Genomic DNA, 23,819 nt, shown 5'->3' with positions numbered 1-23,819 from the left:
CTCTTACCCTCTAGCTCCGGTCGGATATCAGCTTGCCGACCAGTTGCGCCGTATAATCCACGATCGGTACGATCCGCCCGTAATTCAGACGTGTGGGCCCGATGACCCCAACCGCACCAATTATCTTACGATCAGCGTTCATATATGGAGACACCACCAAAGAGGAACCCGAAAGTGAGAAAAGTTTGTTCTCAGAGCCAATAAAAATGCGCACACCTTCGCCTTCTTCGGCCAATTCAAGGAATTCCGCGATGTCGCGCTTGCGCTCCAGATCGTCAAACAAGGACCGAATACGCTCTAGCTCTTCTTCCTGACCAGATTCACCCAACAGATTCGCCCGCCCGCGCACGATCAAACGGGCCGAGTCAGTCCCGTCACCATCCCAGGCCGCTATTCCGCTTTCGACCATCGCGCGGGCCAGAACGTCAATTTCTTGCCTGCGCGCATCGATCTGGCTTTGCATCTGCCGTCGTACTTCGCTGAGCGTACGTCCCTCAATCAGCGCATTCAGGAAATTCGCCGCCTCCCGCATTGAGCTTGGCGTCTGTCCTGGCGGCGGCGTGAAAAGCCGGTTTTCCACGTGACCATCGGCAAAAACCAGAACCACCAGCGCGCGATCATGAGCAAGTGAGACAAACTCGATATGCTTGATCTCGGATTCATGTTTGGGCGTCAAAACCAGTGACGCTCCATGTGTCACGTGTGACAATGCAGAGCCCACACGATCCAGCATCCCGCCGACATCGCCAGCGTTAGAGCCTAAAGTCTCATCCAGTTTCTGACGGTCATCCGCGCCCAGATCACCCACTTCCAGCAGCCCGTCCACAAACATCCGCAGCCCTTGCTGCGTTGGAATGCGTCCCGCGCTGACGTGGGGACTGTCCAACAGGCCCAGAAACTCCAGATCCTGCATCACATTCCGCACGGTCGCCGCGCTGACTTTTTCCGAAAGGGTGCGTGTCAGGGTGCGACTGCCTACTGGCTCACCGCTGTCCAGATAGCTTTCGACGATCAGTCGGAAGACCTCACGCGACCGGTCGTTCATCTCACTCAGAATTTTGCTCGCTTCGCTCATCCGCGCACCCTTACTGGACAGCCATTAAATAGCAGGCACAAGAAAGGTCAATCGGGGTTGCATCGTAACGCTGCACGGCGGTATCCCCAACCCAGCAAACAAAGGAATTCCAATGCGACCCTCAGGACGTGATCTAAACGAAATGCGCGCCGTCTCAATCGAGACCGGTTTTACCAAACATGCCGAAGGGTCTTGCCTGATCAAGATGGGCGACACCCATGTGCTGTGCACTGCCACCATCGAGGATCGCGTGCCACCCTTCATCAAAGGCTCGGGGCTGGGCTGGGTCACTGCGGAATATGGCATGCTGCCCCGCGCGACGAATACGCGGATGCGCCGCGAGGCGGCCAGTGGCAAGCAAGGCGGGCGTACTGTTGAAATTCAACGCCTGATTGGCCGCGCTCTGCGCGCCGGCGTGGATCGTGTTGCCCTGGGCGAGCGCCAGATCACCGTTGATTGCGACGTGATTCAGGCCGATGGCGGCACCCGCTGCGCCTCGATCACCGGGGGTTGGGTTGCTCTGCGCCTGGCGGTGAACAAGCTGATGAAGACGGGAGACGTTATTTCCGACCCTCTGGTCGATCCCGTCGCTGCCGTGTCTTGTGGTATCTATGCAGGCCGACCTGTACTGGATCTGGATTATCCGGAAGACAGCGAGGCGGGCGTTGATGGTAACTTTATCATGACTGGATCCGGCAAACTGATCGAAGTGCAGATGAGTGCAGAAGGGTCTGTCTTCAGTCGCACCCAGATGGACCAACTGATGGATCTGGCCGAAAAAGGCGTGGCTGAACTGTCCGCAACTCAGAAAGCCGCTACCGCATGACCCGTAAGTTCGACGGGGACAGGCTATTGGTCGCAACCCACAACAAGGGCAAGCTCGAGGAGATGGCACATCTGCTTGAGCCCTTTGGCGTGACCGTGGTTGGTGCGGCTGAGATGGAGTTACCTGAGCCGGAAGAGACCGAAGACACTTTTGTCGGCAACGCTCGGATCAAGGCCCATGCCGCCGCAAAAGCTACCGGTCTGCCTGCCCTGTCGGACGATTCCGGGATCACCATCGATGCGCTGAACGGAGCGCCCGGAGTCTATACCGCCGATTGGGCTGAAACCAGCAATGGCCGCGATTTCCTGATGGCGATGACCCGCGCGCATAGCGAGCTGGAAGCCAAAAACGCCGCGCATCCCCGCCTGGCTCAGTTCCGTTGCACGCTGGTTCTGGCCTGGCCCGACGGGCATGATGAAGTGTTCGAAGGCGTCGCCCCCGGCCATCTGACCTGGCCAATCCGTGGCAAGGACGGGTTTGGGTATGACCCAATGTTTGTCCCTGAAGGCCACGACATTACTTTTGCGGAAATGGATCGCTGGGAAAAGAATAAGATCAGCCACCGCGGCCGCGCGGTGGAAATGTTCGTGAAAGGCTGCTTTGGCGGATGATTGGCGCAACGGGGGCTTTGGCCTGTATGTGCATTGGCCCTTTTGCGAGGCCAAATGCCCCTATTGCGACTTCAACAGTCATGTTTCCCGTGAAATCGATCAAAAACAATGGCTTGAGAGCTATCTTAGCGAGCTAAAGCGTTCAGCCGCCGAAACGCCTGATCGGGTGCTGAACACGATCTTCTTCGGTGGTGGCACGCCCTCACTGATGGCCCCTGACACCGTCGCCGCCGTGATCGACGAGGCCCGCGCCCTCTGGCACCCGGCCAATGACATGGAGATCACGCTCGAAGCCAACCCCGGCTCTGTTGAAGCAGGCCGGTTTTCAGCTTATCGCGACGCTGGGGTGAATCGAATATCCATGGGCGTTCAAGCGTTGAACGACGATGATTTGCGCCGATTGGGCCGCATCCACACTGTCGCCGAGGCACGCGCCGCGTTCGATGTCGCTCGCACTTGCTTTGACCGCGTCAGCTTTGACCTGATCTATGCCCGGCAACACCAAACCTTGGGCGCTTGGAAAGCCGAACTGACCGAGGCCCTGTCGATGGCTGTTGACCACATGTCTCTGTACCAGCTTACAATCGAAGACGGCACTGCCTTTGGCGACCGATACGCGGTTGGCAAGCTGCGGGGCTTGCCCGAAGATGACAGCGCCGCAGATATGTATCTTGCCACACAAGAGATTTGCGACGCACATGGCCTGCCCGCCTACGAAGTATCAAACCACGCAAAACCTGGCGCCGAGTCGCGACACAACCTGATCTATTGGCGATATGGCGACTACGTCGGGATCGGTCCTGGCGCACATGGCAGGATCACCGTTTCCGGGCAGAAACTAGCGACCGAAACTTATCTGTCACCCAACGGATGGCTAACCGCGGCACAAAACGGGTCAGGAGAGAAAAGCCGCACCGCCTTACCCCTGCAAGATCAAGCAAATGAATACCTTATGATGGGTCTTCGTATTTCAGAAGGACTAGATATAGATCGGTATAGTGCGTTAGCCGGAAAGCCGCTGGAGCAATCCAAACTGGATCACTTGACGCAGATCTGCATGACCTCACAACATGGAAACCATGTGTCAGCAACCAAAGACGGACGCGCCGTTCTAAATGCGGTCATCCGAGAGCTATTGAGCTAGGTGCATGCGGTATCTTTGGGCCACATTCGGATTGTTCTGCGTTGCGCTGGCAATGCTTGGTGTTGTCCTTCCGCTACTGCCCACAGTTCCGTTTCTTCTGCTGGCGGCATTTTTCTTTGCCAAATCCTCATCCCGCCTCCACAACTGGCTTCTGACGCATCGGCTGTTCGGACCCATGATCGAAGATTGGCAGCGCTCCGGCGCTATTCGTCCAGCCGCAAAAAAAGCGGCAACTGTTTCAGTCGCCGCAGTATTTGGCATTTCTTTAATTCTATCCGCCCCACTCTATGTCCTGATCATTCAATCCATAGTCCTGAGCGCTGTGCTGACCTTTATCTGGACTCGCCCTAACGGCTAAGTTTCGCGCAGAGATCGTCGAGCTGATCCAAGTTTTCATAGGTCAGAACGACCTGACCGCTTTCAGTGCCCGGCTTGTGGTTGATCACCACTTTCATTGCCAGAATGGCCGAAAGGTCCTTTTCCAGCGCGCGCGTATCCGCATCCTTACCTGCATTCAAGTCGCGGGACTGAGGCGCTGTCCGGGTAGTATCCCCTTGCTGTTGCTTTTTCACCAGCGCCTCGGTCGCCCGAACCGACAAGCCATCTTTGACAACAAGTTTTGCCAATTCAGACGCATTTTCCGCTGTAATAAGCGCCCGCGCGTGACCGGCTGACAGCTTGCCTTCGATCACCAGCGCCTGGACATCCATTGGCAAAGACAGAAGGCGCAACAGGTTTGCGATATGGCTGCGACTTTTGCCCAAAGCCTCGGCCATTTTTTCTTGCGTATGGCCAAACCGGTCCATCAACTGCTTATATCCAGCAGCCTCTTCAACCGCATTCAGATCAGCGCGTTGGATATTTTCGATAATCGCTACTTCCAGCACTTCGGTATCGTCAAAATCACGAATTATGACTGGAATATCATGTAGTTGCGCCATTTGGGCCGCACGCCAGCGGCGTTCGCCCGCAACAATCTCATAGGCCCCTCCCTCAATCGACCGCACGATCAAAGGCTGGATAATGCCCTTTTCCTTAACCGAAGCCGCAAGCTCGTTCAGCTGTTCGGGCATAAATGTACGGCGCGGCTGGTCGGGGTTAGCTTTCAGCTTTTCAATCGGAACGGTCATGTCCGGGCGGCGCGGCTCTGACGGTGCGCGCCCATCGCTGTCCTGTGTCACATCCGCCATCAACGCAGATAGACCACGCCCAAGGCCCCTCGATTTTGTTTTCTTGGCGCTCACGTCGCCCTCCTGACTTGTCGCTTATGCGGCGACTTTGTTGTTCTTGTGCATGACTTCGCGCGCCAAGTGCCGATAGGCCATCGCCCCAAGCGACCCCGAGTCATACTGCAAAACCGGCAACGCAAAAGATGGTGCCTCACTGACCCGCACATTTCTTGGTATCTTGGTCTTAAAAACCATCTCACCCAGATTGTCACGCGCGTCTTTTTCGACTTGGCGGGACAAGTTGTTGCGGTTGTCATACATAGTCAACACAACACCTTCGATTCTCAGGTCCGGATTCGCAGTCTGACGAACCTCTCTGATCGTCAGCATAAGTTGCGAAAGGCCTTCCAGCGCAAAAAACTCACTTTGCAGCGGAACCAATACCGAATGCGCAGCAACCATTGCGTTTACAGTCAGCAAATTCAGCGAAGGCGGACAATCAATCAGAACGAAATCCAGATCGAATTCATCGATCGACGTCTGTCTTAGGGCGTCGTGCAACAAATAGCTGCGTTTTTCATTTGAAATCAGCTCGATATCAGCCGAGCTTAGGTCCACCGTGGCCGGTATGACGAACAAACCGCCGATCTCGGTTTCCTGAACAACTGCCTCAAGCGGTGCATCGTCAAGAATTAGATCGTAAGTCGTCCAATCCCGGTCTTCAACGCCCAGCCCTGTCGATGCATTCCCCTGCGGATCAAGATCAACGACCAAAACTCGGCATCCAGCCTCGGCGAGCCCAGCCGCAAGGTTTATTGCCGTCGTGGTCTTTCCAACGCCACCCTTCTGATTGGCAACCGCGATTATCCGGGGCCCGGAAGGACGAGACAGATCAACCACGTGATACTCCTTTGATCTTAAGGATAACGGCCTGAGGTTCAGTTAAACTTGTAATCGGCTCCGCGTCGAATTTCCATTCCTCGCGCGCCTCGTCCATCTCTTTTTTCCAATTTGCGCCTTTCGGCAACAAGGCTAGGCCGGATTCGCTTAAGTGCCTGTCACAAAATGACAAAAGCGTCTTGAGATCAGCCAAGGCCCGAGCCGATAGGATATCCACGCCCAGCGGGTCAACTGCCTCGATCCGCTTTGAGATCACCTCACAATGAACACCGCATTCCCGCGCGACATTGCGCAAAAAGGCCGATTTGCGCTGATCGCTTTCGACAAACTGAAAACGCGCCTGTGGCGCCTCGTCCGCAGCCATAATCGCGCAGACCATTCCTGGAAACCCGCCCCCGCTTCCGAGATCGACCCATGTTCGAAAGGACTTCGCGCAACGGAACACTTGCACTGAGTCCAGGACGTGCCGGTTCCAGATATCCTCCAGGCTCTTGCGGGAAACTAAATTGATCTTGGGGTTCCAACGCTTGACCAGCTCGACATAAGTTGTGAGGCGATCGAGTGTTTCACGTGAAACATCTAGTGCGTTGAACTCCGGAAATTCAGACGTCATGCCTGCCGCAGCCTCTCGTCACGACGAAGCCTTGCCAGCACAAGTGTCAGCGCCGCTGGTGTCACACCTTCAACCCGGCTGGCTTGTGCGATGTTGGCTGGGCGCGCGGCAGATAACTTCTGCTTCATCTCTGCAGACAGTCCATCGAGCGTACTATAGTCAAAACTCTGCGGGATTACGTAAGCTTCATCACGCTTCATCGCCTCCACATCACGCTGCTGCCGAGCTATGTAGTTGGCGTAGAGTGCGTCCCGCGAGATTTGCTGGCGAATTTCCGGTGCGGTATCATGCAGATCGGGGATTAAGGGGACTATGTCTTCAAAAGAGACATCCGGAAACGCCAGAATCGCAAGGCCGTCACGGCGGTTTCCATCCTGATTTACGTTGATGCCGGCGGCTTTAATCTCTTTCGGAGTGTAGGTGCGATCAGTAAGTATCGCTTTTGCACTCTCCAGCTTCGCCATCTTACTTTCAAAAAGCGCGCGCCTGTTTTCACCAACGCAGCCAAGCTGCACCCCGACCGGTGTCAAACGTTGATCCGCGTTATCCGCCCTCAGTGACAATCTGAACTCAGCCCTTGAGGTGAACATACGATAAGGTTCAGCAACACCCCGGGTTGTTAGATCATCGATCATAACGCCGATGTAGCTATCCGCTCGAGTGAAATGTACAGGTTCTTTCCCCTGCACCTCTAGCGCGGCATTCAGGCCAGCGACCATACCTTGGGCTGCCGCTTCCTCATATCCTGTGGTTCCATTTATCTGACCCGCAAGATATAGGCCTGGCACTGAAGCAAGCGACAGCGAGGCAGTCAGGATTCTGGGGTCCACATAGTCATATTCAATTGCATACCCAGGTTGCAGAATTTCGGCCTGCTCAAGCCCTTTGATGGACCTAACATAATCCTGCTGAACATCCTGCGGCAATGAGGTCGAGATGCCGTTGGGATAGATGGTGCGATCATTTACACCTTCAGGCTCTAAGAAAATCTGGTGTGAGGCTTTGTCAGCAAACCGAACAATTTTATCCTCAATGGATGGGCAGTATCTTGGACCAACACCATCAATATGTCCGCCATACATTGCCGATTTGCTGAGATTATTCTCAATAATCTCATGTGTCCGGGCATTCGTATGCGTGATACCGCATGAGATTTGGGGCGCAACTACAGATGTCGATAAAAATGAGAACAGTGTTGGCTCATCATCTCCATCTTGCCTCTCCAAATCCGACCAATCGATAGTCCGTCCATCAAGCCTAGGCGGTGTGCCAGTTTTTAACCTGCCAATGGGCAGTTCATAGCTGTCCAATCTCTGTGCCAGCTTCGTAGATGGTCGATCCCCCATACGGCCACCTGGTCGCGATACATCGCCGATATGAATCACGCCACGCAAAAAAGTGCCTGAAGTCAGAATAACCGCGCGAGCTGAAACCTCCGACCCGTCGCCAAGGATTACACCTGCAACGTGGTCCCTCTCCATTCTGAAATCGACAACCTCACCAATCAGAACGGTCAAATTCTCTTGCTGATCCGTTTCCGCTTGCATCGCCGCGCGATACAATGCTCGGTCAGCTTGCGTTCTGGGTCCTTGAACGGCTGGGCCTTTGCGGCGGTTAAGCAATCGAAACTGAATACCTGCGCGATCTGCGACGCGGCCCATGACCCCATCCAGCGCATCTATCTCTCGCACCAGATGACCTTTACCCAAGCCGCCAATCGCAGGGTTACAGGACATCACGCCGATATCGGTTGCTGACAGTGTCACAAGTGCAGTCGACGCACCCATACGTGCAGCCGAATGGGCAGCTTCCGTTCCCGCGTGCCCCGCGCCAATAACCACGACATCAAAACCTGAATGTTTCACGTGAAACACTCCTTATTTCCCAAGGCAGAAACTTGAGAAGATTTCATCCAATAGATCTTCGACACCTATTCTGCCCACCAAAGATTCAAGCGCCCGGATTGCAGTACGTATTTCCTCTGCTGCGATATCATACAGGTCCGGACCTGATTCCAGAACCGACATTGCACTGTCCAAAGCACGCTTTGCAGCAATCAGCGAAACCCTGTGCCGCTCTCGTGTCGCAATACCATGGCTAGTGGTACGACCATTCAACACACGCGATATGTTGTTAATCAACAGATCAATTCCCTGGCCGGTTTTCCCGGAAACTCCATTGTCAACATCTGGTCTAAGATCTGATTTCGGTCGAACAAAGATGTCCCCCTCTTGAAACGGTACGCCAAGTTCCGAGGGATCGTCAGAGAGAAAAACACGCAGATCGGCCGTTTCTGCACGTTTGCGCGCGCGTTCGATACCAAGGTTTTCAACGTGGTCTTCGGTTTCTCGCAAGCCAGCGGTATCCAACAGCGTTACAGGCAACCCCGAGAGGTCCATGCGTACCTCAATCACGTCCCGCGTGGTTCCTGCATATTCCGAAGTGATCGCTGCCTCACGCCCTGCAAGCGCGTTTAGCAGGGTTGATTTACCTGCATTCGGCAGCCCAATGATTGCCACTTCAAATCCGGTTCGAATACGTTCAGCAATCTGAACACCATCTGCCTCGCGCTGAAGGTCATCGATAACAACAGAAACCAACTGCCGAACTTCAGGAGTAACGTCGGTTGGAACTTCCTCATCCGCGAAGTCAATCACAGCTTCCAACAACGAAGCTGCCCGGATCAGGTCGCGCCGCCAACGTTCGGCAAGCTGCCCCAACTCCCCTGCTAGTATGGTTTGAGCTTGCTGTCGCTGTGCTTCGGTTTCAGCGTCGATCAGATCGGCAAGGCCTTCGACCTGTGTCAGGTCCATCTTGCCATTTTCCAACGCCCGACGGGTGAATTCTCCGGGATCGGCCAAACGCACGCCATCCACATCAGACAGGCATCGTATCACAGCGTCCACAGTAGCTGTACTGCCGTGAATTTGCAGTTCAGCAACGTCTTCGCCGGTAAAACTGGCTGGCGCTTGAAAGGTCAGAATCAACCCATCATCTAACCGAGAACCGCCGAGATCACGCAAAGTGCGAAAGGCCATACCCCGTGGTGACAGGGCACCGCCCGACATCTCGGCTGCAGCGCGATGTGCATCGGGACCCGAGAGGCGGATGACCGCCACCCCGGCTTTGCCTTGCGCGCTGGCCAAGGCGAATATCGTGTCCATTCGAAGGCCTCGCGTCAGTTAAGACCTGTGTCAGGTATTCATCGAATCGAAGAACTCGCCGTTGGTCTTCGTCTGTTTCAACTTGGACAACAGGAACTCGATTGCATCGGTCGTGCCCATCGGGTTGAGGATACGGCGCAGAACGAATGTCTTGGCCAGATCGCCCTTGTCGACCAGCAGATCCTCTTTCCGTGTGCCGGATTTGAGGATGTCGATGGCTGGGAACACGCGCTTGTCTGCAATTTTGCGGTCCAGAACGATTTCCGAGTTACCGGTTCCTTTGAATTCTTCAAAGATGACCTCGTCCATCCGGCTGCCGGTATCGATCAATGCAGTCGCGATGATGGTCAGCGAGCCACCCTCTTCAATGTTCCGCGCAGCACCAAAGAACCGCTTGGGCCGTTGCAGAGCATTCGCATCCACACCACCGGTCAGAACTTTACCCGAGGATGGGACCACAGTGTTAAACGCCCTACCAAGTCTTGTGATCGAGTCGAGAAGAATAACAACATCTCGTTTATGTTCGACCAAACGCTTGGCTTTTTCAATGACCATCTCCGACACGGCCACGTGGCGCGTTGCAGGTTCGTCAAAGGTCGAAGACACAACCTCACCCTTCACCGAACGCTGCATATCGGTCACTTCTTCGGGCCGTTCATCGATCAGCAGGACAATCAGATAACACTCCGGGTGGTTCTGCTCGATCGAATGCGCGATGTTCTGCAGGATCACGGTTTTACCGGTCCGCGGCGGTGCCACGATCAAGGACCGCTGGCCTTTACCGATGGGTGACACAAGGTCGATCACACGGGCCGACTTGTCCTTGATGGTCGGATCCTCGATCTCCATCTTCAAACGCTCATCGGGATACAGAGGCGTCAGGTTGTCGAACAGGATCTTGTGCTTGGCCTTCTCAGGATCTTCAAAGTTGATCTTGGTGACCTTGGTCAGGGCAAAATAGCGCTCATTATCATCGGGCGCCTTAATCTCACCTTCGACGGTGTCGCCAGTCCGCAGCGAATGCAGACGGATCATGTCGGGCGAGACATAGATGTCGTCAGGGCCCGGTAGATAGTTCGCCTCGGGCGAGCGGAGAAAGCCGAAGCCGTCTTGCAGGACCTCCAACACGCCGTCACCGCCAACGGTCCAGCCCTCATCTGCGCGTTCGCGCAAGATCTGGAACATCATCTCGCCTTTACGCATGGTCGAGGCGTTTTCGATCTCCAGCTCTTCGGCCATCGCTAGAAGGTCTTTGGGGCTTTTGGCTTTAAGGTCGGCCAGATTCAGGGATTCAGTTGTCATGATACATACCTTCACCGCTGATAGCGCGGCACGAAGTGGAATTTCAGTACGGAAAATACGCCGCCCGGACGGGCGTGTTGCGGTGTTGATAAGCGCTTAGCTGGAAAGAGTCAAACAGGCCGTCAGAACTTCAAAACAACCGACAGGACGATGATCACCATCAAAACGGTCGGAACCTCATTCATCATGCGATACTGACGCCCTGTGAGCGTGTTTCGGCCTGCAACAAAGTCCTTTCGGCGCGCCATGAGCCAATGATGAAACCAAGTCATCCCGATCACAGCCGCCCCTTTGGTCCAAGGCCATACGAAATCCCAACTGACGATGCCTGGTGTGAACACCATGATCAGCCCACAAACCCAAGCCACGATACTGGCCGGTCCCATGATCACCCGTAGTAGCTTTTCTTCCATTTCAAAGAAAATCTTTTGAGCGCCATCGACTGTTTGCGCTTTCTCCACGTGATAGACGAATAGTCGGGGTAAATAGAACAAGCCGGCCATCCAAGAGATAACGGCCATGATATGGAGCGCCTTCACCCACGGGTAGATCGTGAAAAGAAGATCAGTCATTCTGGCTCCGAACGTTGTTCGACCCTTTCCCTAATAAAAAAAGAAGAAAGAAGAAAGGATGATGGTTTTGTAGTGTAGGTAATTTTCGTGGATTACTTTTTTGCCCTTCAGTTTTCCCCAGGTGGACAATTTTATCGGAAATCGATCCTTTTCTGTGTATTTTAGAAATAATGAATATATTACAGATGGTTAGGTGAAATCCAAGCTACATGATCTGGGGATAACTGCCTGAATACATATTGGGATTTCAGTTATCCCTGGGTTTTGACTTATCCTTGTCCCGGCTGGACAGTGTTTGAGCGACTCAGGGAAGTTTCACGGGTTTTTCCTGGGCTTGCGTGTCAATCTGAAAACCATACAAAGCGTTCAAGACCGCTCATTGATTTGCACACGGGGTTTTCCACATGTCTGTCCCCATCATCCTGGCCTCGGGCTCAACCATTCGCGCGCAACTGCTGAAAAATGCAGGTGTGCCTTTTACTGTTCAAATCGCGCGCGTGGATGAGGATTCCATAAGGCGCGCATTGCTGGCCGAAGATACCTCACCCCGCGACATCGCGGATGCGCTTGCGGAAATGAAAGCGCGTAAGATCAGTGATAAATCTCCTGGCGCGATGGTGCTGGGGTGTGATCAGGTGTTGGGTTTTGAGGGGCAACTGCTGTCGAAACCACAAACGCCCGAGGATGCGTTGGCACAGCTCAAGGCAATGCGGGGCAAGCGGCATATGCTGTTGTCTGCAGCGGTGATTTATCAGGATGGAGAGCCGATCTGGCGGCATGTGGGTCAGGTCCGTCTGCGGATGCGGATGAGCTCAGATGCCTATCTGCGCGACTATGTTGACCGGAACTGGGATAGCATTCGCCACGCGGTTGGGGCCTATAAACTGGAAGAAGAAGGTGTACGCCTGTTTGCGACCATTGACGGCGACTACTTTAACGTTTTGGGTATGCCCCTGTTGGAGCTGCTCAACTACCTGGCTGTCAAAGGGGTGATCGATCAATGACGGACTATCGTGTTCCCCTGGCCGGGGTGATTGGGCATCCGATCGGGCATTCGCGGTCGCCCAAACTGCACGGGCATTGGTTAAAAACCTATGGCTTGCCCGGACACTATATTCCAATGGATGTGGTCCCAGCGGATCTTGAGACCGTGTTGCGAACACTGCCCAAGGCCGGGTTTGTCGGCGCGAACGTGACCGTGCCCCATAAAGAAGCCGCTTTGCGGATTGCTGATCATGTCTCTGACCGGGCAACGGTGATCGGGGCTGCGAATACATTGGTGTTCCGCGAAGATGGTTCAATTCATGCCGACAACACCGACGGCTTCGGGTTTATGGAAAACCTTCGCAACGGCGCGCCGGATTGGAACGCCAAGGATGGCCCGGCGGTTGTGTTCGGCGCAGGCGGCGCGGCACGGGCAGTGTTACAAGCGTTGGCGGATGCGGGGGTGCCCGAGATTCTGCTGACCAACCGCACCCGCACCCGCGCGGACCATCTGAAAGAAGAATTCGGTCAGCGCATTACCGTGGTCGATTGGGTTCAGGCCGGAAATGTCGTTGAAAATGCAGAACTTGTGGTGAACACAACCTCTCTGGGCATGCAGGGCCAAGCGGAACTGCGGGTGCCATTGGATGGGTTGCAGCCTGGTGCGGTGGTGACTGATCTGGTTTACGCGCCGCTGAAAACCAACCTTCTGAAATTGGCGGAAGAGGCCGGGTGCACCACGGTCGATGGGTTGGGCATGTTGCTGCATCAAGCGGTTCCTGGGTTCGAGCGCTGGTTCGGCGTTCGCCCAGAGGTCGACGCCGACACCCGCGCGGCGGCCCTGGCATGAGTTTTGCGCTTGGCCTGACCGGCTCGATTGGTATGGGCAAAAGCACCACGGCTCAGATGTTTGTCGACGAAGGCTGCGCGCTGTGGGATGCGGACGCGGCTGTGCACCGGCTTTATGCGCCGGGTGGTGCGGCGGTTGCCCCGATGGGTGCGGCCTATCCTGACGCCATCATTGACGGAGCGGTCAGCCGGGAGGCGTTGAAACAGATTATTTCACAGGACGGGTCTGCGTTGAGAGCCATTGAGGCCATTGTCCACCCTCTGGTCGCGGCAGACCGTGCCACATTCCGCGAAAACGCAACAGCGGATATTCTGGTCTTTGACATTCCCCTGCTATTCGAAACCGGCGGTAATGCGGCCATGGACGCGGTAGCCTGCGTTTCCATTCCAGCAGAGGAACAAAAGCGCCGGGTCATGTCGCGAGGCACGATGACCGAGGCGCAGCTCGAGCAGATCAGAGCCAAACAGATACCAAATGACGAAAAATGCGCACGGTCGGATTATGTGATCGTGACTGACACTCTGGACCACGCCCGCGCGCAGGTGCAGGATGTGGTCAGGCAAATACGGGCGGGGTTGGCAGATGCGTGAGATTGTACTCGATACCGAAACCACTGGCTTTGATCCCGAAAGCGGGGATCGGATCGTGGAAATAGGCGCAGTTGAATTGTGGAACCATGTCGCCACGGGTGAGACCTATCATGTCTACATCAACCCCGAACGGTCCATGCCGGAAGAGGCGTTTGGTGTGCATGGGATTGGCCCCGACCTGCTGGAAGCCCCGCGCCCGGCAGAAAAGGGTGAGGTCACGCTGAAAGACAAACCGGTTTTCGCCAAGGTCGGTCAGGGGTTTCGCGATTTTGTCGGTGACGCAAAGCTGGTGATCCACAACGCCTCATTCGACATGAAGTTCCTGAACGCAGAACTAAAATGGATGGGTATGGCTCCGCTGCCGATGGATCAAGCCATTGATACATTGGCCATCGCGCGGAAACGCTTTCCCGGCTCGCCTGCGTCTTTGGATGCGCTATGCCGTCGGTTCAACATCGATAATTCGAACCGGGTGCTGCACGGGGCCTTGCTCGACTCGGAGATCTTGGCCGAGGTCTATCTGGAACTGATCGGCGGCCGTCAGCCAGATTTCGGCCTGTCCACCTCTGCTGCCTCGGGTCCAGGTGGAGCAGATGATTGGCGGCCAAGCCCACGCGCAACACCGCTGCCCTCTCGGATCACCGATGAGGAACGCGCAGCGCATGAGGTATTTGTCGAGAAATTGGGCGACAGCGCCCTGTGGACCCGCGCCTGATCCATTCAGGCACGGGTCAGAACCTTAGGCGTCGGTCTTTTCCGCCTGAGCTGCCTGACGGCGCATCAACTCGTTGCGATACAGCGCGACGAAATCGATATTATCCAGGTTCACTGGTGGGAAGCCACCATCACGGGTAACATCGCTGACAATGCGGCGCAGGAATGGGAACAGCATCCGGGGGCATTCGATCATCAGGAACGGGTGCATCTGATCTTCTGGCACACCTTCCACATGGAACAGGCCGCAATAATCCAGCTCGCACAGGAACAGGACATCATCCATGCCTTTGGCTTTGGAGGTCAGGTTCAGTTTGATCGACACTTCGAACTGATGCTCGTTCGGGCGTTTCTTGGCATCCAGGTTCACCTGAACCTGAATTTCGGGCTGTACGTCACCCGACACGCCTTTTTGCGCCATCACGTTTTCAAAGGACATATCGCGGATGAACTGTCCCAGAACGCGCATTTGCACCTGAGGGGCAGTTTGTGCCGCAGTGTTTTCTGCAGCGTTTTCTTCGGCCATGGATCTACTCCAAAAATGAAATTCGCCACTGCTTATCAACTTGGGCGCGGCACCTCAATGCTCGTGGGGGCCTTCGACCCATTTCGATGGTTTTGAGGGGTCTTTCCGGGGGCGCACCTCGGTAAATTCTCCGTCAATCACATCACCCTGATCAAAAGGGCGATGTTGGGTATGAAAGCCCGCCCCGGACCCCATCTGGAATTGGGTGACTTTGACTTTGGACTTTAGATAGCGAAACACCGCGACCCGGACACCCGGGATAAGCAGTGCAAATCCAATGGCATCGGTGAAAAAGCCGGGTGTCAGAAGCAACGCGCCTGACAGCAAGATCATCGCGCCATGGGCCAGCGGTTCGGTCGGGTCATCCAGTTTGGCAAAGGATTGCTGCAACTGTCCCAGCGCCATGCGACCTTGTGTCCGCACCAAAACAGTGCCCAAAACCGCTGTAAAAACCACAATTCCCAGCGTTGGCCACAGGCCAATCAGACCACCCACTTGAATAAACAGAGCGATTTCGATGATCGGCACCAACAAAAATGCCAAGAACAGGTACATTTGCGCTATCCTTTCCATATGGCCCGGCTGTGGACTTGCCTCGCACTGTCACCTACATAGTGGCAAGAGGCCGCGTACACAAAGTCTTGGCTCTGAGAAGAGGATGAAATGAACGAACCCATGATCCAGTTGCTGGTCCTGGCCGGAATTGCCGTTTTCCTGATCCTGCGCTTGAAAAGCGTATTGGGTTCGCGTGAGGGCTTTGAAAAGCCACCTGTCCCGCATCAGCCCGATACAGGCTCGTCGCGCCGTGATTTTGAGGTGATCGAGGGCGGACCCGATCATGACATCACCGACCATGTTCCCGAAGACAGCGATCAGGCGCAAACTCTGGCCGCGATGAAGCGGATTGAGCCCAGCTTTTCCGTCAGCGAGTTTGTTCAGGGCGCACGCGGTGCCTATGAGATGATCGTGATGGGCTTTGAAAAGGGCAACCTGGATGAAATCCAACCCTTCCTGTCGGAAGAGGTGTTTGACACGTTTGTTTCGGTTGTTGCCGACCGCGAAGACAAGGGCCTTACGATCGAGGCGGAATTCATCGGCGTGCGTGAAACCACCCTGACGGATGTGAAGTTCGACAAGGACACCAACGAGGCCGAGATCACCATGAAGTTCGTGGGTGAGCTGACTTCGGTCGTGCGGGATCGTGGTGGCGACATCATTGAGGGCAACCCGAACACCGTCAAACGCCAAAAGGACAGCTGGACCTTTGCCCGCGTGATGGGCAAGGACGATCCGAACTGGCTGCTTGTTGCCACGGACGCATGATTGCAACGCTCCGGTCGCTTTTTCTGGTGGTTGCAATGACCACCGCCAGCGCCACCGGAGCAGAGGTGACGCGATCCATTCTGTCATTTGATGATTTGCAGGGCTGGGCCGAGGATGATCACGGCGCGGCTCTTTCCGTTTTTCTGAACACCTGCGGTGATCTGAGACATCCGGATTGGCGCGCGCTTTGCGGTGTTGCGCGCAGCTATGATGCGGATGCCGCACGTGCTTTCTTCGAACTGTTCTTTCGCCCGGTTCTGGTTGAGGATGGCGAGGACGCGTTGTTCACCGGGTATTTCGAGCCTGAACTCGATGGTTCGAGGGTCCGCACCGAACGCTTCAAATATCCGATCTACAAAATGCCGCCCGAAGCCCGAAGTGATGGGCCATGGTTGAGCCGTCGGGAAATCCTGACCAGTGATGTGATGCAAGGCCGTGGCCTGGAAATTGCTTGGGTTGATGATCCGGTCGAACTTTTCTTTCTGCAGATTCAGGGCTCGGGCCGGGTAAAGCTGCCCGATGGTGGCGCATTGCGCGTTGGCTATGGTGGTGCCAATGGGCACCCTTATCGGTCGATCGGCGTTGAACTGATCCGGCGCGGGATTCTGGGATCGCACGAAGTCAGCGCCCAGATGATCCGCGCCTGGGTGCGTAAGAACCCACAAGCCGGGGCCGAGCTGCTGTTTCACAACCCTTCCTATGTGTTCTTCCGCGAAGTGAGCCGCGTTGCGCCCGAATTGGGGCCGTTGGGCGCCATGAACCGGTCTGTGACCACCATGCGCAGTATTGCCGCCGATCCGGTGTATACACCGCTGGGTGCACCGGTCTGGGTCGAGAAAGATGGTGCAAACCCTCTGCGCCGATTGATGATTGCACAGGATACCGGATCTGCCATCAAAGGTGCGCAGCGGGCTGATATCTTTTTTGGAACTGGTGACGAGGCCGGACAAGCTGCGGGTAAGTTGAAAGATCCGGGCCGGATGATCCTGTTGTTACCCATTCAACGTGCTTACGCCCTGTTGCCGGATGAATTCTGATGACCCGGCGCAAGCTGACAAGTGACGAGATCGAGCTTTGGCGCAAGGTCACTAAACAGGCTGAACGGTTGCATCCCGAGATGCCTCAGACCGTGCGCCCGACAACCCTGCCCAAGCCGACACCCAAGAAGCTGCCGAAACCTCGGCTCGAAACCTTTGAACTGGGCCAGACCCATCAAGGCAGACCTTCCGGAAACAGTTTGAAGCCGTCGATAACGGAAACGTTGCGCGCTGCGCCAGTTCAGATGGACAACAAGGCGTTCGGTCGGATGAAGCGCGGCAAGCTGAAGCCCGAGGGCAAGCTGGACCTGCATGGGATGCGGATTGAAACAGCACATCCGGCGCTGGTGCGCTTTGTTCTGACGGCGCAGGCACAAGGCAAGCGGCTGGTGCTGGTGATTACCGGCAAGGGTAAGGATCGGGACGAACCCGGCCCTATCCCGACCCCGCGCGGCGTGCTGCGCAATCAGGTGCCGCACTGGCTGTCCATCCCACCGCTGGCGCAGGCGGTGATGCAAGTGACCCCGGCCCATATCAGCCATGGTGGGGACGGGGCTTACTACGTCTACCTAAGACGCATACGTTAGAAATCAGTTCTCGCGCGCCGGATACCGAACCCGATTAATGTGCAGACCAACAGGAAAAACGCTGCGATCCACAAGAATTGCAGGCTGAGCGGGACACCAATGTCGATCAAAACACCGGTCAAAACCGGACCGATGGCAGAGCCCAGCACCATCAGTGCTGTCGCCAAGGCTTTGATCGCCCCGATATGCCGGGTGCCGTAGAACTCGGCCCAAAACGCGCTGGGCAATGTGTTATGGGCCCCGCCGGTGATGCCCATGAAGATCAGGCCAATCAAAGCAATACCAATGGTGTCTGCGAAGGCCATGACGCCAAAGCCCATCGCCATTGGTATCTGATAGAATGGCATGATCCGGGCGGTGCCCCATTTGTCCAATGCCCATCCCGCCGCAAACATTGAGAAGATCGAAACGACGGTAAAGATCGGGAACAAGGCCACCAATTGGATATGAGCCCAGTCTTTGACCTCGGCCAAATGGACCTGATGGAAGAAAAAGGCCGTGATGAACGCCGAGGGCCCCAGAATAGCTGGCGCCATGCACCAAAACAGCGGATGCAAAAGCGCCTCACGGCGGGTCCAGTGACGGCCCTGCATTCCCGTTGACGCATATTCATCCGCAAGGCTTTGGGGTGTTCGCTCCTGACGCAGTAGACGGATCAGAACCGGAATACCCAGCAGGATCAGACCTGCCACCAAAACCCAAAGCCAGCGCCAATCCACAAAAGCCATTGCAGCAACAAAGCTGAGGGGCAGCAGAGCCTCACCGATGGAATAGCCCAGCGAGGCGATGGACAGGGCTTTGCCACGTGATGCGGTAAACCAGCGTGCCATGGCAACTTGTGCCAGATGGGTGCTCATCCCCTGCCCGAACAGCCGCAGCAGAAAGATGACCACCGGCAAAAGGGCGCCCCAGGTGTTCCAAGCCAGCGCAAGTGCCGCTAGGGCAAGCCCCGCAAGGACAACAGGCCCCAGAACGCGGACGCGGAACACATCTGTTAAACCTCCGGCCCAGATCATCACCCCTGCTGCCACCAAGGTGCCCAGTGAGTAAAGCCCGCCCCAGGCCCCATGGCTCAGCCCATAAGCTGCGCGGATTTCCCCAGCAAAGACCGAGATGAAGAATGTCTGCCCAAAGCTGGACAGGAAGGTCAACAGGACACCAGCGCCAAGCCAGGTTGCATTGTCATGAAGGAATTGACGCAGGTTGAACCGCGTCACGGCGTTGTCACCTCTGCCTGTCCGGTTTCGGTCAGCACAATTTCGGTTGCGCCATCGGGGTTGCGTTGATCTTCAGGCACCAGAGTGTTGATGCCGCGACTGCGCCCGTCATCTGGTCCGAACGTGCCGCTGACGCGCCGGACCGAGCCGAGAATCGCCAAAAGCGCTGGCGAAGTGGCTGCCACGAAATGCGAGGATTGCGCATCACTGTTGAACGCAGTTGTGTCGATCACGTTGATCGGAAACTCTTCCAGCGCTTCGATCGAACTGATGTTCCCCAAACGCTCACCTTCTGCGGTCCCGCGCAGGCGAGCCGAGATATTGAGTATCTTGTCCTTCTGCGACACCATCACGATGAACGGGTCGGGCGGGTTTGCAATCCGGGTCATCTGAGATCGAAAGAGATCAACATCCAGATCGGGTGAGATCAGAACAACACCCTCCAGATTTCTTTTGGCCCAGCCAGGTTCTTTCAACTCGGCCTGCCGCATCATCTCCATCGACAGCGCGCCGCCCATGGAATGCGCGACCAGAACAACGCGTTTCACGCCCATGGATTTCAAACTGCGAACCGTTTGTTCCAGCCCATCGCGCGCGAACAGCATGCTGTCCAGATCATAGGCATAGCCAAAACCCGTTGCGCGGCTTGGCCATGAATAAACCAGGATCGAGCCGGGTATACCGATATCATTCGACAGCTGCGCCGCCCGGAACAGGGTTTCAGTCTGGGTCGAGTTGTAGCCATGGACGAAAATCGTCACGTCATCCTGACCCTGCAGATGTTCTTTTAACCCGTTCGGGCCATCCAATTCAGTCACATTGGCCAGCACAAACTCTTTCTTCGGGTTTGCATTGGCGTATGAAAACTTAAGCGTCCCGGGTGTATGGGTCGGGGGGATCGAAACAGTGGTTTCAAGAAAGCGCAGGCTGTCACCGCGCCGGAACCCATAGGATCCATCAGGCTCTTTTGCGCGCGAGGTACTGGCGAACACCGTCTTGGGTGTGCCAATCGACAATGCCGAGGGCACCGTTTCTGTAACGGTTCTGTCGACACAGGCCCCAACCGAGAAAACCAGAAACAGAATGAGCAGATAGCGCAATGCACAAGACCTTTGGAAATGTTTTGCGCTAAGCTATCGATTTCTGCCCTCGCGTCCAGTGACACGGGGAATCTGCGGCGGCAAAATCCAGCTGAATCTGTTACAGAACGTAACGGCTCAGGTCGGTGGATTTGGTCAGCTCGCCCAGGTTTTCTTCGACGAAGGCGGCATTGACGGTGATCTCGGTCCCGGCCTTGTCGGGTGCGGTAAAGGACAGTTCCTCAAACACACGCTCCATCACGGTGTAGAGCCGCCGCGCGCCGATGTTTTCGACGCTCTGGTTCACATCCGCCGCGATCCGCGCCAGCGCCGCAATGCCGTCTTCGGTAAAGCTGACCGTGACCTCTTCGGTACCCATCAGGGCGGTATATTGGCGGGTCAGGGCGTTGTCAGTTTCGGTCAGGATGCGCACGAAATCTTCTTCGGTCAGCGCACGCAATTCGACCCGAATGGGCAAGCGTCCTTGAAGCTCAGGTAACAGGTCCGACGGCTTGGCGATGTGGAAGGCCCCGGAAGCGATGAACAGGATATGGTCGGTTTTCACCGGGCCATGTTTGGTGCTGACCGTCGTGCCTTCGATCAGGGGCAGCAGGTCGCGCTGTACCCCTTCGCGGCTTACATCGCCACCGCGCGCGTCTGACCGGGCGCAGACCTTGTCGATTTCATCCAGAAAGACAATGCCGTTTTGTTCAACCGACTCCAGTGCCACGCGGTTGACGGTTTCATCATCCAGCAGCTTGTCGGCCTCTTCGCCGATCAGGGCGTCGTAGCTTTCGGCGACGGTCATCCGTTTCTTGACGGTACGCCCGCCGAAGGCTTTGCCGAAGATATCGCCCAGATTCATCATCCCCATCTGGCCACCCGGTTGACCGGGAATATCGAACATCGGCATCGGATTTGCGGTTTCCGATAGCTCTAGCTCGATCTCTGTATCATCCAGATCACCCGCTTTCAGCTTTTTGCGGAACATCTCACGCGTGCCCTCGCGGGCGTCTTCGCCTGCAATGGCGGTGATTACACGATCCTCGGCGGCCTGATGCGCGCGCGCTTTGACGTCCTCGCGCATGTATTCACGAGTTTGAACGATGGCGGCGTCGGCCAGATCGCGAACGATCTGTTCAACATCACGACCCACGTAACCGACCTCGGTAAACTTGGTGGCCTCGACCTTGATAAAAGGTGCGCGCGCCAGCTTGGCCAGGCGGCGGCTGATCTCGGTTTTGCCCACACCGGTGGGGCCAATCATCAGGATGTTTTTTGGATAGACCTCATCGCGGATGTCATCAGACAACTGCTTGCGTCGCCAGCGGTTGCGCAACGCCACGGCAACGGCGCGCTTGGCGTCTTTCTGACCAATGATGAAACGGTCCAGTTCCGAGACAATCTCGCGCGGGGTCAGGTCGGTCAAGGCGCAGTCCTTTCAGTCGGCAGGTCAAACTTGGGCTTAGGTAATCATGTGCGGCATGAAAACAACCAAGTGGATGTATTGGCAGCGTTGGTTAGCAATGCACCACCCGGTTTGCAATGCTTTCTATAGGTGAAGCGCGCCCACTCTGTTACAGTGATTTCAATGCCTTGCGGGTCAGGAGCGCAGAGATGACGAAAATCGCCAAGATCACCCTGCTATTTGTGGTGTTTGTGGACCTGATCGGACAAGGCCTTGTTTTTCCGATAATCAACTCGCTGATCATGGAAACGAAATCGGGCTTCCTGCCTGACAGCACACCCGAAGGACAGCGGCATTTCTACTATGGCCTCGTGATTGGGTGCTTCTTCCTGTCCTGGTTTCTTGGTGTGGTCTATGTCTCGAAAGTCTCAGATTCCATCGGGCGCAAGAATGCCTTGCTGATCTGTCTGGGCGGGGCGCTGGTGGGCTATGCGCTGACTATCGCGGCGCTCTATATGAACAGTCTGATCATGCTGATTATCGGGCGGTCGATTACCGGGTTCACAGCGGGCAACCAGCCCATCGCGCAGGCAGCAATGATCGACGGCAGCACAGATGCAGCTGACCGCGACCGAAACATGGGGTATATCGTGACCGGCGTCAGCTTTGGCCTTGTGGGCGGCCCGATTATTGGGGCCGTTCTGTCAGATGCCGCCCTGCTAGGCAGCTACGCGACGCTGAAAACCCCGTTTTATGGCGCGTTTGTCCTCGTGCTGATCGCCATCTTCCTTGTGATGACATATTTCAAGGACACCCGCACCGAACGCGAGCCCTTTGTCTTTCGCCCGCGTGACATCACCGACAGCCTGATCGCCGTGCGCGGCCATCCGATGGTTCTGAAAATCATGCCGGTCTATGCGTTGTTCATGGTCGCCAACGTGACCTTCTATGTCTTTGTCGACAATTTCCTGACCAGCGCCTGGGGCTACGGCGTGATCGGCGGCAGCATGGCGATGGTGGTCATCGGTTTTGCGCTGGCCTTTTCCAGTACTTTCCTTGTCAAGCCGGCGCAGGAGAGATTCAGTAAGCACCAGATCATCTACACCTCATTGGTCATCATGGTGATCTGCGGCTTCGCTTTCGCCTTCAGCCCCAGCGGGGTGCTGAGCTATGTGCCGGTCTTCTTCTTCTACTTCTTCTTCGGCGTGTCCTATCCTACGCTGTTGGGCCTGTTTTCCTCCAGCGTTGCCGAAACGGATCAGGGTTGGGTCATGGGTGTGACCACAGCCGTCTTCTGCCTTGCGGGGGGCATCATGTCGCTGATCGGCGGCGGATTGATGAGCATCGATATCCGCCTGCCCTACTACATCGTGATCGCGACGGCCTTGATGGGCCTGATCGGGATGCACCTGAGGTGGAAAGGGAAAGAAATCAAGGCGCTGTTAGCCTGAGATTGTCTCGACCGTCAGGTTGCCGTTGGTGTAGACGCAGATATCCGCGGCAATCGCCATCGCTTCGCGCGCCACCTGCTCGGCCTCTTTGTCGCTGTCCATCATCGCGCGGGCTGCGGCGAGGGCGAAGTTCCCGCCCGATCCGATGGCAGCCACGTTGTGCTCGGGTTCCAGCACATCCCCTGCCCCGGTGATCACCAACAGGTCCTTTCCATCGGTGACAATCAGCATCGCCTCAAGCTTTTGCAGGTACTTGTCGGTGCGCCAGTCCTTGGCCAGCTCGACTGAAGCACGCGCAAGTTGGCCGGGTGTGGCTTCAAGCTTGGCTTCCAGCCGTTCCAGCAGTGTGAAGGCGTCTGCTGTTGATCCGGCAAAACCAGCAACCACCTCGAACCCACCGGGCGACAGACGGCGTACCTTGCGGGCGGTGCCCTTGATCACGGTCTGGCCCAGGCTGACCTGCCCGTCCCCGGCAATGACAACCTGCCCGCCTTTCTTGACGCCAATGATGGTCGTGCCGTGCCAACCGGGGAAATCGCTGTCTGCCATGAAAGCCTCCGTTCTGCTTGTCGCTATATATGGGCCGGGTGCTGGATCGGCGCAACCCGTTCTAAAACTGCGTAAAAGATATGCAATAGACGCAGATCGGGACTGTCAAACGAGCAATTGTGAGTCCG

Annotated in this window: 26 protein-coding genes; 12 read left to right on the top strand and 14 right to left on the bottom strand. The window is 56.0% G+C overall.

Annotated elements, in window-relative coordinates; all coding sequences use genetic code 11:
• Positions 1 to 10: 10 nt before the first annotated feature.
• Complete coding sequence (gene hrcA, locus ACR0JE_RS06340; RefSeq protein WP_170534251.1) at positions 11 to 1,075, bottom strand: heat-inducible transcriptional repressor HrcA; 1,065 nt, start codon at positions 1,073 to 1,075, stop codon at positions 11 to 13.
• A 112-nt stretch (positions 1,076 to 1,187) separates the two neighbouring features.
• On the opposite strand from hrcA, the gene rph reads away from it, so the two are divergent.
• The 4 genes from rph to ACR0JE_RS06320 are packed head-to-tail and all read left to right on the top strand — an operon-like array spanning position 1,188 to position 4,014.
• Positions 1,188 to 1,901 (top strand): ribonuclease PH, encoded by a 714-nt coding sequence (gene rph, locus ACR0JE_RS06335; RefSeq protein ID WP_480863548.1) that lies wholly within the window; start codon positions 1,188 to 1,190, stop codon positions 1,899 to 1,901.
• Entirely contained in the window at positions 1,898 to 2,512 is a 615-nt protein-coding gene (gene rdgB / locus ACR0JE_RS06330) for an RdgB/HAM1 family non-canonical purine NTP pyrophosphatase (protein ID WP_480543706.1), read from the top strand. The genes rph and rdgB overlap by 4 nt, the downstream gene beginning before the upstream one ends.
• The gene (gene hemW, locus ACR0JE_RS06325) at positions 2,502 to 3,656 is read left to right on the top strand and encodes a radical SAM family heme chaperone HemW (RefSeq protein ID WP_480863547.1); all 1,155 of its coding nucleotides are present in this window, start codon (positions 2,502 to 2,504) and stop codon (positions 3,654 to 3,656) included. The genes rdgB and hemW overlap by 11 nt, the downstream gene beginning before the upstream one ends.
• A gap of 4 nt (positions 3,657 to 3,660) precedes the next feature.
• On the top strand, positions 3,661 to 4,014 hold the full coding sequence (locus ACR0JE_RS06320) for a YbaN family protein (RefSeq protein ID WP_480863546.1): 354 nt from the start codon (positions 3,661 to 3,663) through the stop codon (positions 4,012 to 4,014).
• Here ACR0JE_RS06320 and ACR0JE_RS06315 read toward each other — a convergent pair.
• The 7 genes from ACR0JE_RS06315 to ACR0JE_RS06285 form a co-directional block, all read right to left on the bottom strand.
• A complete protein-coding gene (locus tag ACR0JE_RS06315) occupies positions 4,004 to 4,900 on the bottom strand; it encodes a ParB/RepB/Spo0J family partition protein (protein ID WP_480863545.1) in 897 nt (298 codons plus the stop codon). The genes ACR0JE_RS06320 and ACR0JE_RS06315 overlap by 11 nt on opposite strands.
• A 21-nt stretch (positions 4,901 to 4,921) precedes the next feature.
• Positions 4,922 to 5,725 carry a ParA family protein gene (locus tag ACR0JE_RS06310; RefSeq protein ID WP_353008488.1) on the bottom strand — a complete coding sequence of 268 codons (804 nt, stop codon included), beginning with the start codon at positions 5,723 to 5,725 and terminating at the stop codon, positions 4,922 to 4,924.
• Positions 5,718 to 6,338, bottom strand: coding sequence for a 16S rRNA (guanine(527)-N(7))-methyltransferase RsmG (rsmG, locus tag ACR0JE_RS06305; RefSeq protein ID WP_480863544.1), 621 nt, complete (start codon positions 6,336 to 6,338; stop codon positions 5,718 to 5,720). Before rsmG ends, ACR0JE_RS06310 begins: the two co-directional genes overlap by 8 nt.
• Positions 6,335 to 8,203: a tRNA uridine-5-carboxymethylaminomethyl(34) synthesis enzyme MnmG gene (gene mnmG, locus ACR0JE_RS06300; protein ID WP_480863543.1), complete on the bottom strand. Its 1,869-nt coding sequence runs from the start codon at positions 8,201 to 8,203 to the stop codon at positions 6,335 to 6,337. The genes rsmG and mnmG overlap by 4 nt, the downstream gene beginning before the upstream one ends.
• 12 nt (positions 8,204 to 8,215) lie before the next feature.
• Positions 8,216 to 9,502: a tRNA uridine-5-carboxymethylaminomethyl(34) synthesis GTPase MnmE gene (gene mnmE / locus ACR0JE_RS06295; RefSeq protein WP_480863542.1), complete on the bottom strand. Its 1,287-nt coding sequence runs from the start codon at positions 9,500 to 9,502 to the stop codon at positions 8,216 to 8,218.
• A 30-nt stretch (positions 9,503 to 9,532) separates the two neighbouring features.
• Positions 9,533 to 10,804 carry a transcription termination factor Rho gene (rho, locus tag ACR0JE_RS06290; protein WP_170656900.1) on the bottom strand — a complete coding sequence of 424 codons (1,272 nt, stop codon included), beginning with the start codon at positions 10,802 to 10,804 and terminating at the stop codon, positions 9,533 to 9,535.
• A gap of 122 nt (positions 10,805 to 10,926) precedes the next feature.
• Positions 10,927 to 11,376 (bottom strand): CopD family protein, encoded by a 450-nt coding sequence (locus ACR0JE_RS06285; RefSeq protein WP_480863541.1) that lies wholly within the window; start codon positions 11,374 to 11,376, stop codon positions 10,927 to 10,929.
• Between the two features lie 404 nt (positions 11,377 to 11,780).
• Here ACR0JE_RS06285 and ACR0JE_RS06280 point away from each other — a divergent pair, with 404 nt between their 5' ends.
• From ACR0JE_RS06280 to dnaQ, 4 genes are read left to right on the top strand one after another with little or no spacing between them, the layout of a single operon-like run.
• A complete protein-coding gene (locus ACR0JE_RS06280; protein ID WP_480863540.1) occupies positions 11,781 to 12,380 on the top strand; it encodes a Maf family protein in 600 nt (199 codons plus the stop codon).
• The gene (locus tag ACR0JE_RS06275; protein ID WP_480863539.1) at positions 12,377 to 13,210 is read left to right on the top strand and encodes a shikimate dehydrogenase; all 834 of its coding nucleotides are present in this window, start codon (positions 12,377 to 12,379) and stop codon (positions 13,208 to 13,210) included. Before ACR0JE_RS06280 ends, ACR0JE_RS06275 begins: the two co-directional genes overlap by 4 nt.
• Positions 13,207 to 13,800, top strand: a complete 594-nt coding sequence (gene coaE / locus ACR0JE_RS06270) for a dephospho-CoA kinase (RefSeq protein ID WP_480863538.1) — start codon at positions 13,207 to 13,209, stop codon at positions 13,798 to 13,800. The genes ACR0JE_RS06275 and coaE overlap by 4 nt, the downstream gene beginning before the upstream one ends.
• Positions 13,793 to 14,515: a DNA polymerase III subunit epsilon gene (dnaQ, locus tag ACR0JE_RS06265; protein ID WP_480863537.1), complete on the top strand. Its 723-nt coding sequence runs from the start codon at positions 13,793 to 13,795 to the stop codon at positions 14,513 to 14,515. The genes coaE and dnaQ overlap by 8 nt, the downstream gene beginning before the upstream one ends.
• 24 nt (positions 14,516 to 14,539) lie before the next feature.
• Here the strand turns inward: dnaQ and secB are convergent, their stop codons facing one another.
• Positions 14,540 to 15,040, bottom strand: coding sequence for a protein-export chaperone SecB (gene secB / locus ACR0JE_RS06260; protein ID WP_170534282.1), 501 nt, complete (start codon positions 15,038 to 15,040; stop codon positions 14,540 to 14,542).
• 54 nt (positions 15,041 to 15,094) lie between these two features.
• Entirely contained in the window at positions 15,095 to 15,595 is a 501-nt protein-coding gene (locus tag ACR0JE_RS06255) for an FxsA family protein (RefSeq protein ID WP_480826167.1), read from the bottom strand.
• A gap of 108 nt (positions 15,596 to 15,703) precedes the next feature.
• Here ACR0JE_RS06255 and ACR0JE_RS06250 point away from each other — a divergent pair, with 108 nt between their 5' ends.
• Genes ACR0JE_RS06250 through ACR0JE_RS06240 form a run of 3 tightly spaced genes read left to right on the top strand, consistent with a single transcriptional unit; the run spans position 15,704 to position 17,987 of the window.
• Positions 15,704 to 16,363, top strand: coding sequence for a Tim44/TimA family putative adaptor protein (locus tag ACR0JE_RS06250; RefSeq protein WP_170534284.1), 660 nt, complete (start codon positions 15,704 to 15,706; stop codon positions 16,361 to 16,363).
• Positions 16,360 to 17,400 (top strand): murein transglycosylase A, encoded by a 1,041-nt coding sequence (gene mltA / locus ACR0JE_RS06245; protein WP_480863536.1) that lies wholly within the window; start codon positions 16,360 to 16,362, stop codon positions 17,398 to 17,400. The genes ACR0JE_RS06250 and mltA overlap by 4 nt, the downstream gene beginning before the upstream one ends.
• Positions 17,400 to 17,987 carry a Smr/MutS family protein gene (locus tag ACR0JE_RS06240; RefSeq protein WP_480863535.1) on the top strand — a complete coding sequence of 196 codons (588 nt, stop codon included), beginning with the start codon at positions 17,400 to 17,402 and terminating at the stop codon, positions 17,985 to 17,987. The genes mltA and ACR0JE_RS06240 overlap by 1 nt, the downstream gene beginning before the upstream one ends.
• Here the strand turns inward: ACR0JE_RS06240 and ACR0JE_RS06235 are convergent.
• The 3 genes from ACR0JE_RS06235 to hslU all read right to left on the bottom strand — a co-directional run bounded on the left by ACR0JE_RS06235 (position 17,984) and on the right by hslU (position 21,712).
• On the bottom strand, positions 17,984 to 19,204 hold the full coding sequence (locus tag ACR0JE_RS06235; RefSeq protein WP_480863534.1) for an MFS transporter: 1,221 nt from the start codon (positions 19,202 to 19,204) through the stop codon (positions 17,984 to 17,986). The genes ACR0JE_RS06240 and ACR0JE_RS06235 overlap by 4 nt on opposite strands.
• Positions 19,201 to 20,304, bottom strand: a complete 1,104-nt coding sequence (locus tag ACR0JE_RS06230; RefSeq protein WP_480863533.1) for an alpha/beta hydrolase — start codon at positions 20,302 to 20,304, stop codon at positions 19,201 to 19,203. The genes ACR0JE_RS06235 and ACR0JE_RS06230 overlap by 4 nt, the downstream gene beginning before the upstream one ends.
• Before the next feature lie 100 nt (positions 20,305 to 20,404).
• A complete protein-coding gene (hslU, locus tag ACR0JE_RS06225) occupies positions 20,405 to 21,712 on the bottom strand; it encodes an ATP-dependent protease ATPase subunit HslU (protein WP_480863532.1) in 1,308 nt (435 codons plus the stop codon).
• A gap of 188 nt (positions 21,713 to 21,900) precedes the next feature.
• On the opposite strand from hslU, the gene ACR0JE_RS06220 reads away from it, so the two are divergent.
• A complete protein-coding gene (locus tag ACR0JE_RS06220; protein ID WP_480863531.1) occupies positions 21,901 to 23,142 on the top strand; it encodes an MFS transporter in 1,242 nt (413 codons plus the stop codon).
• Here the strand turns inward: ACR0JE_RS06220 and hslV are convergent.
• Complete coding sequence (gene hslV, locus ACR0JE_RS06215) at positions 23,134 to 23,691, bottom strand: ATP-dependent protease subunit HslV (protein WP_170334334.1); 558 nt, start codon at positions 23,689 to 23,691, stop codon at positions 23,134 to 23,136. The genes ACR0JE_RS06220 and hslV overlap by 9 nt on opposite strands.
• Positions 23,692 to 23,819: the final 128 nt, after the last annotated feature.

Source organism: Ruegeria sp. H3 (genome assembly GCF_056533095.1).
The sequence above is the reverse complement of the archived record's forward strand: the minus strand, read 5'-3'. Positions and strand labels throughout refer to the sequence as shown.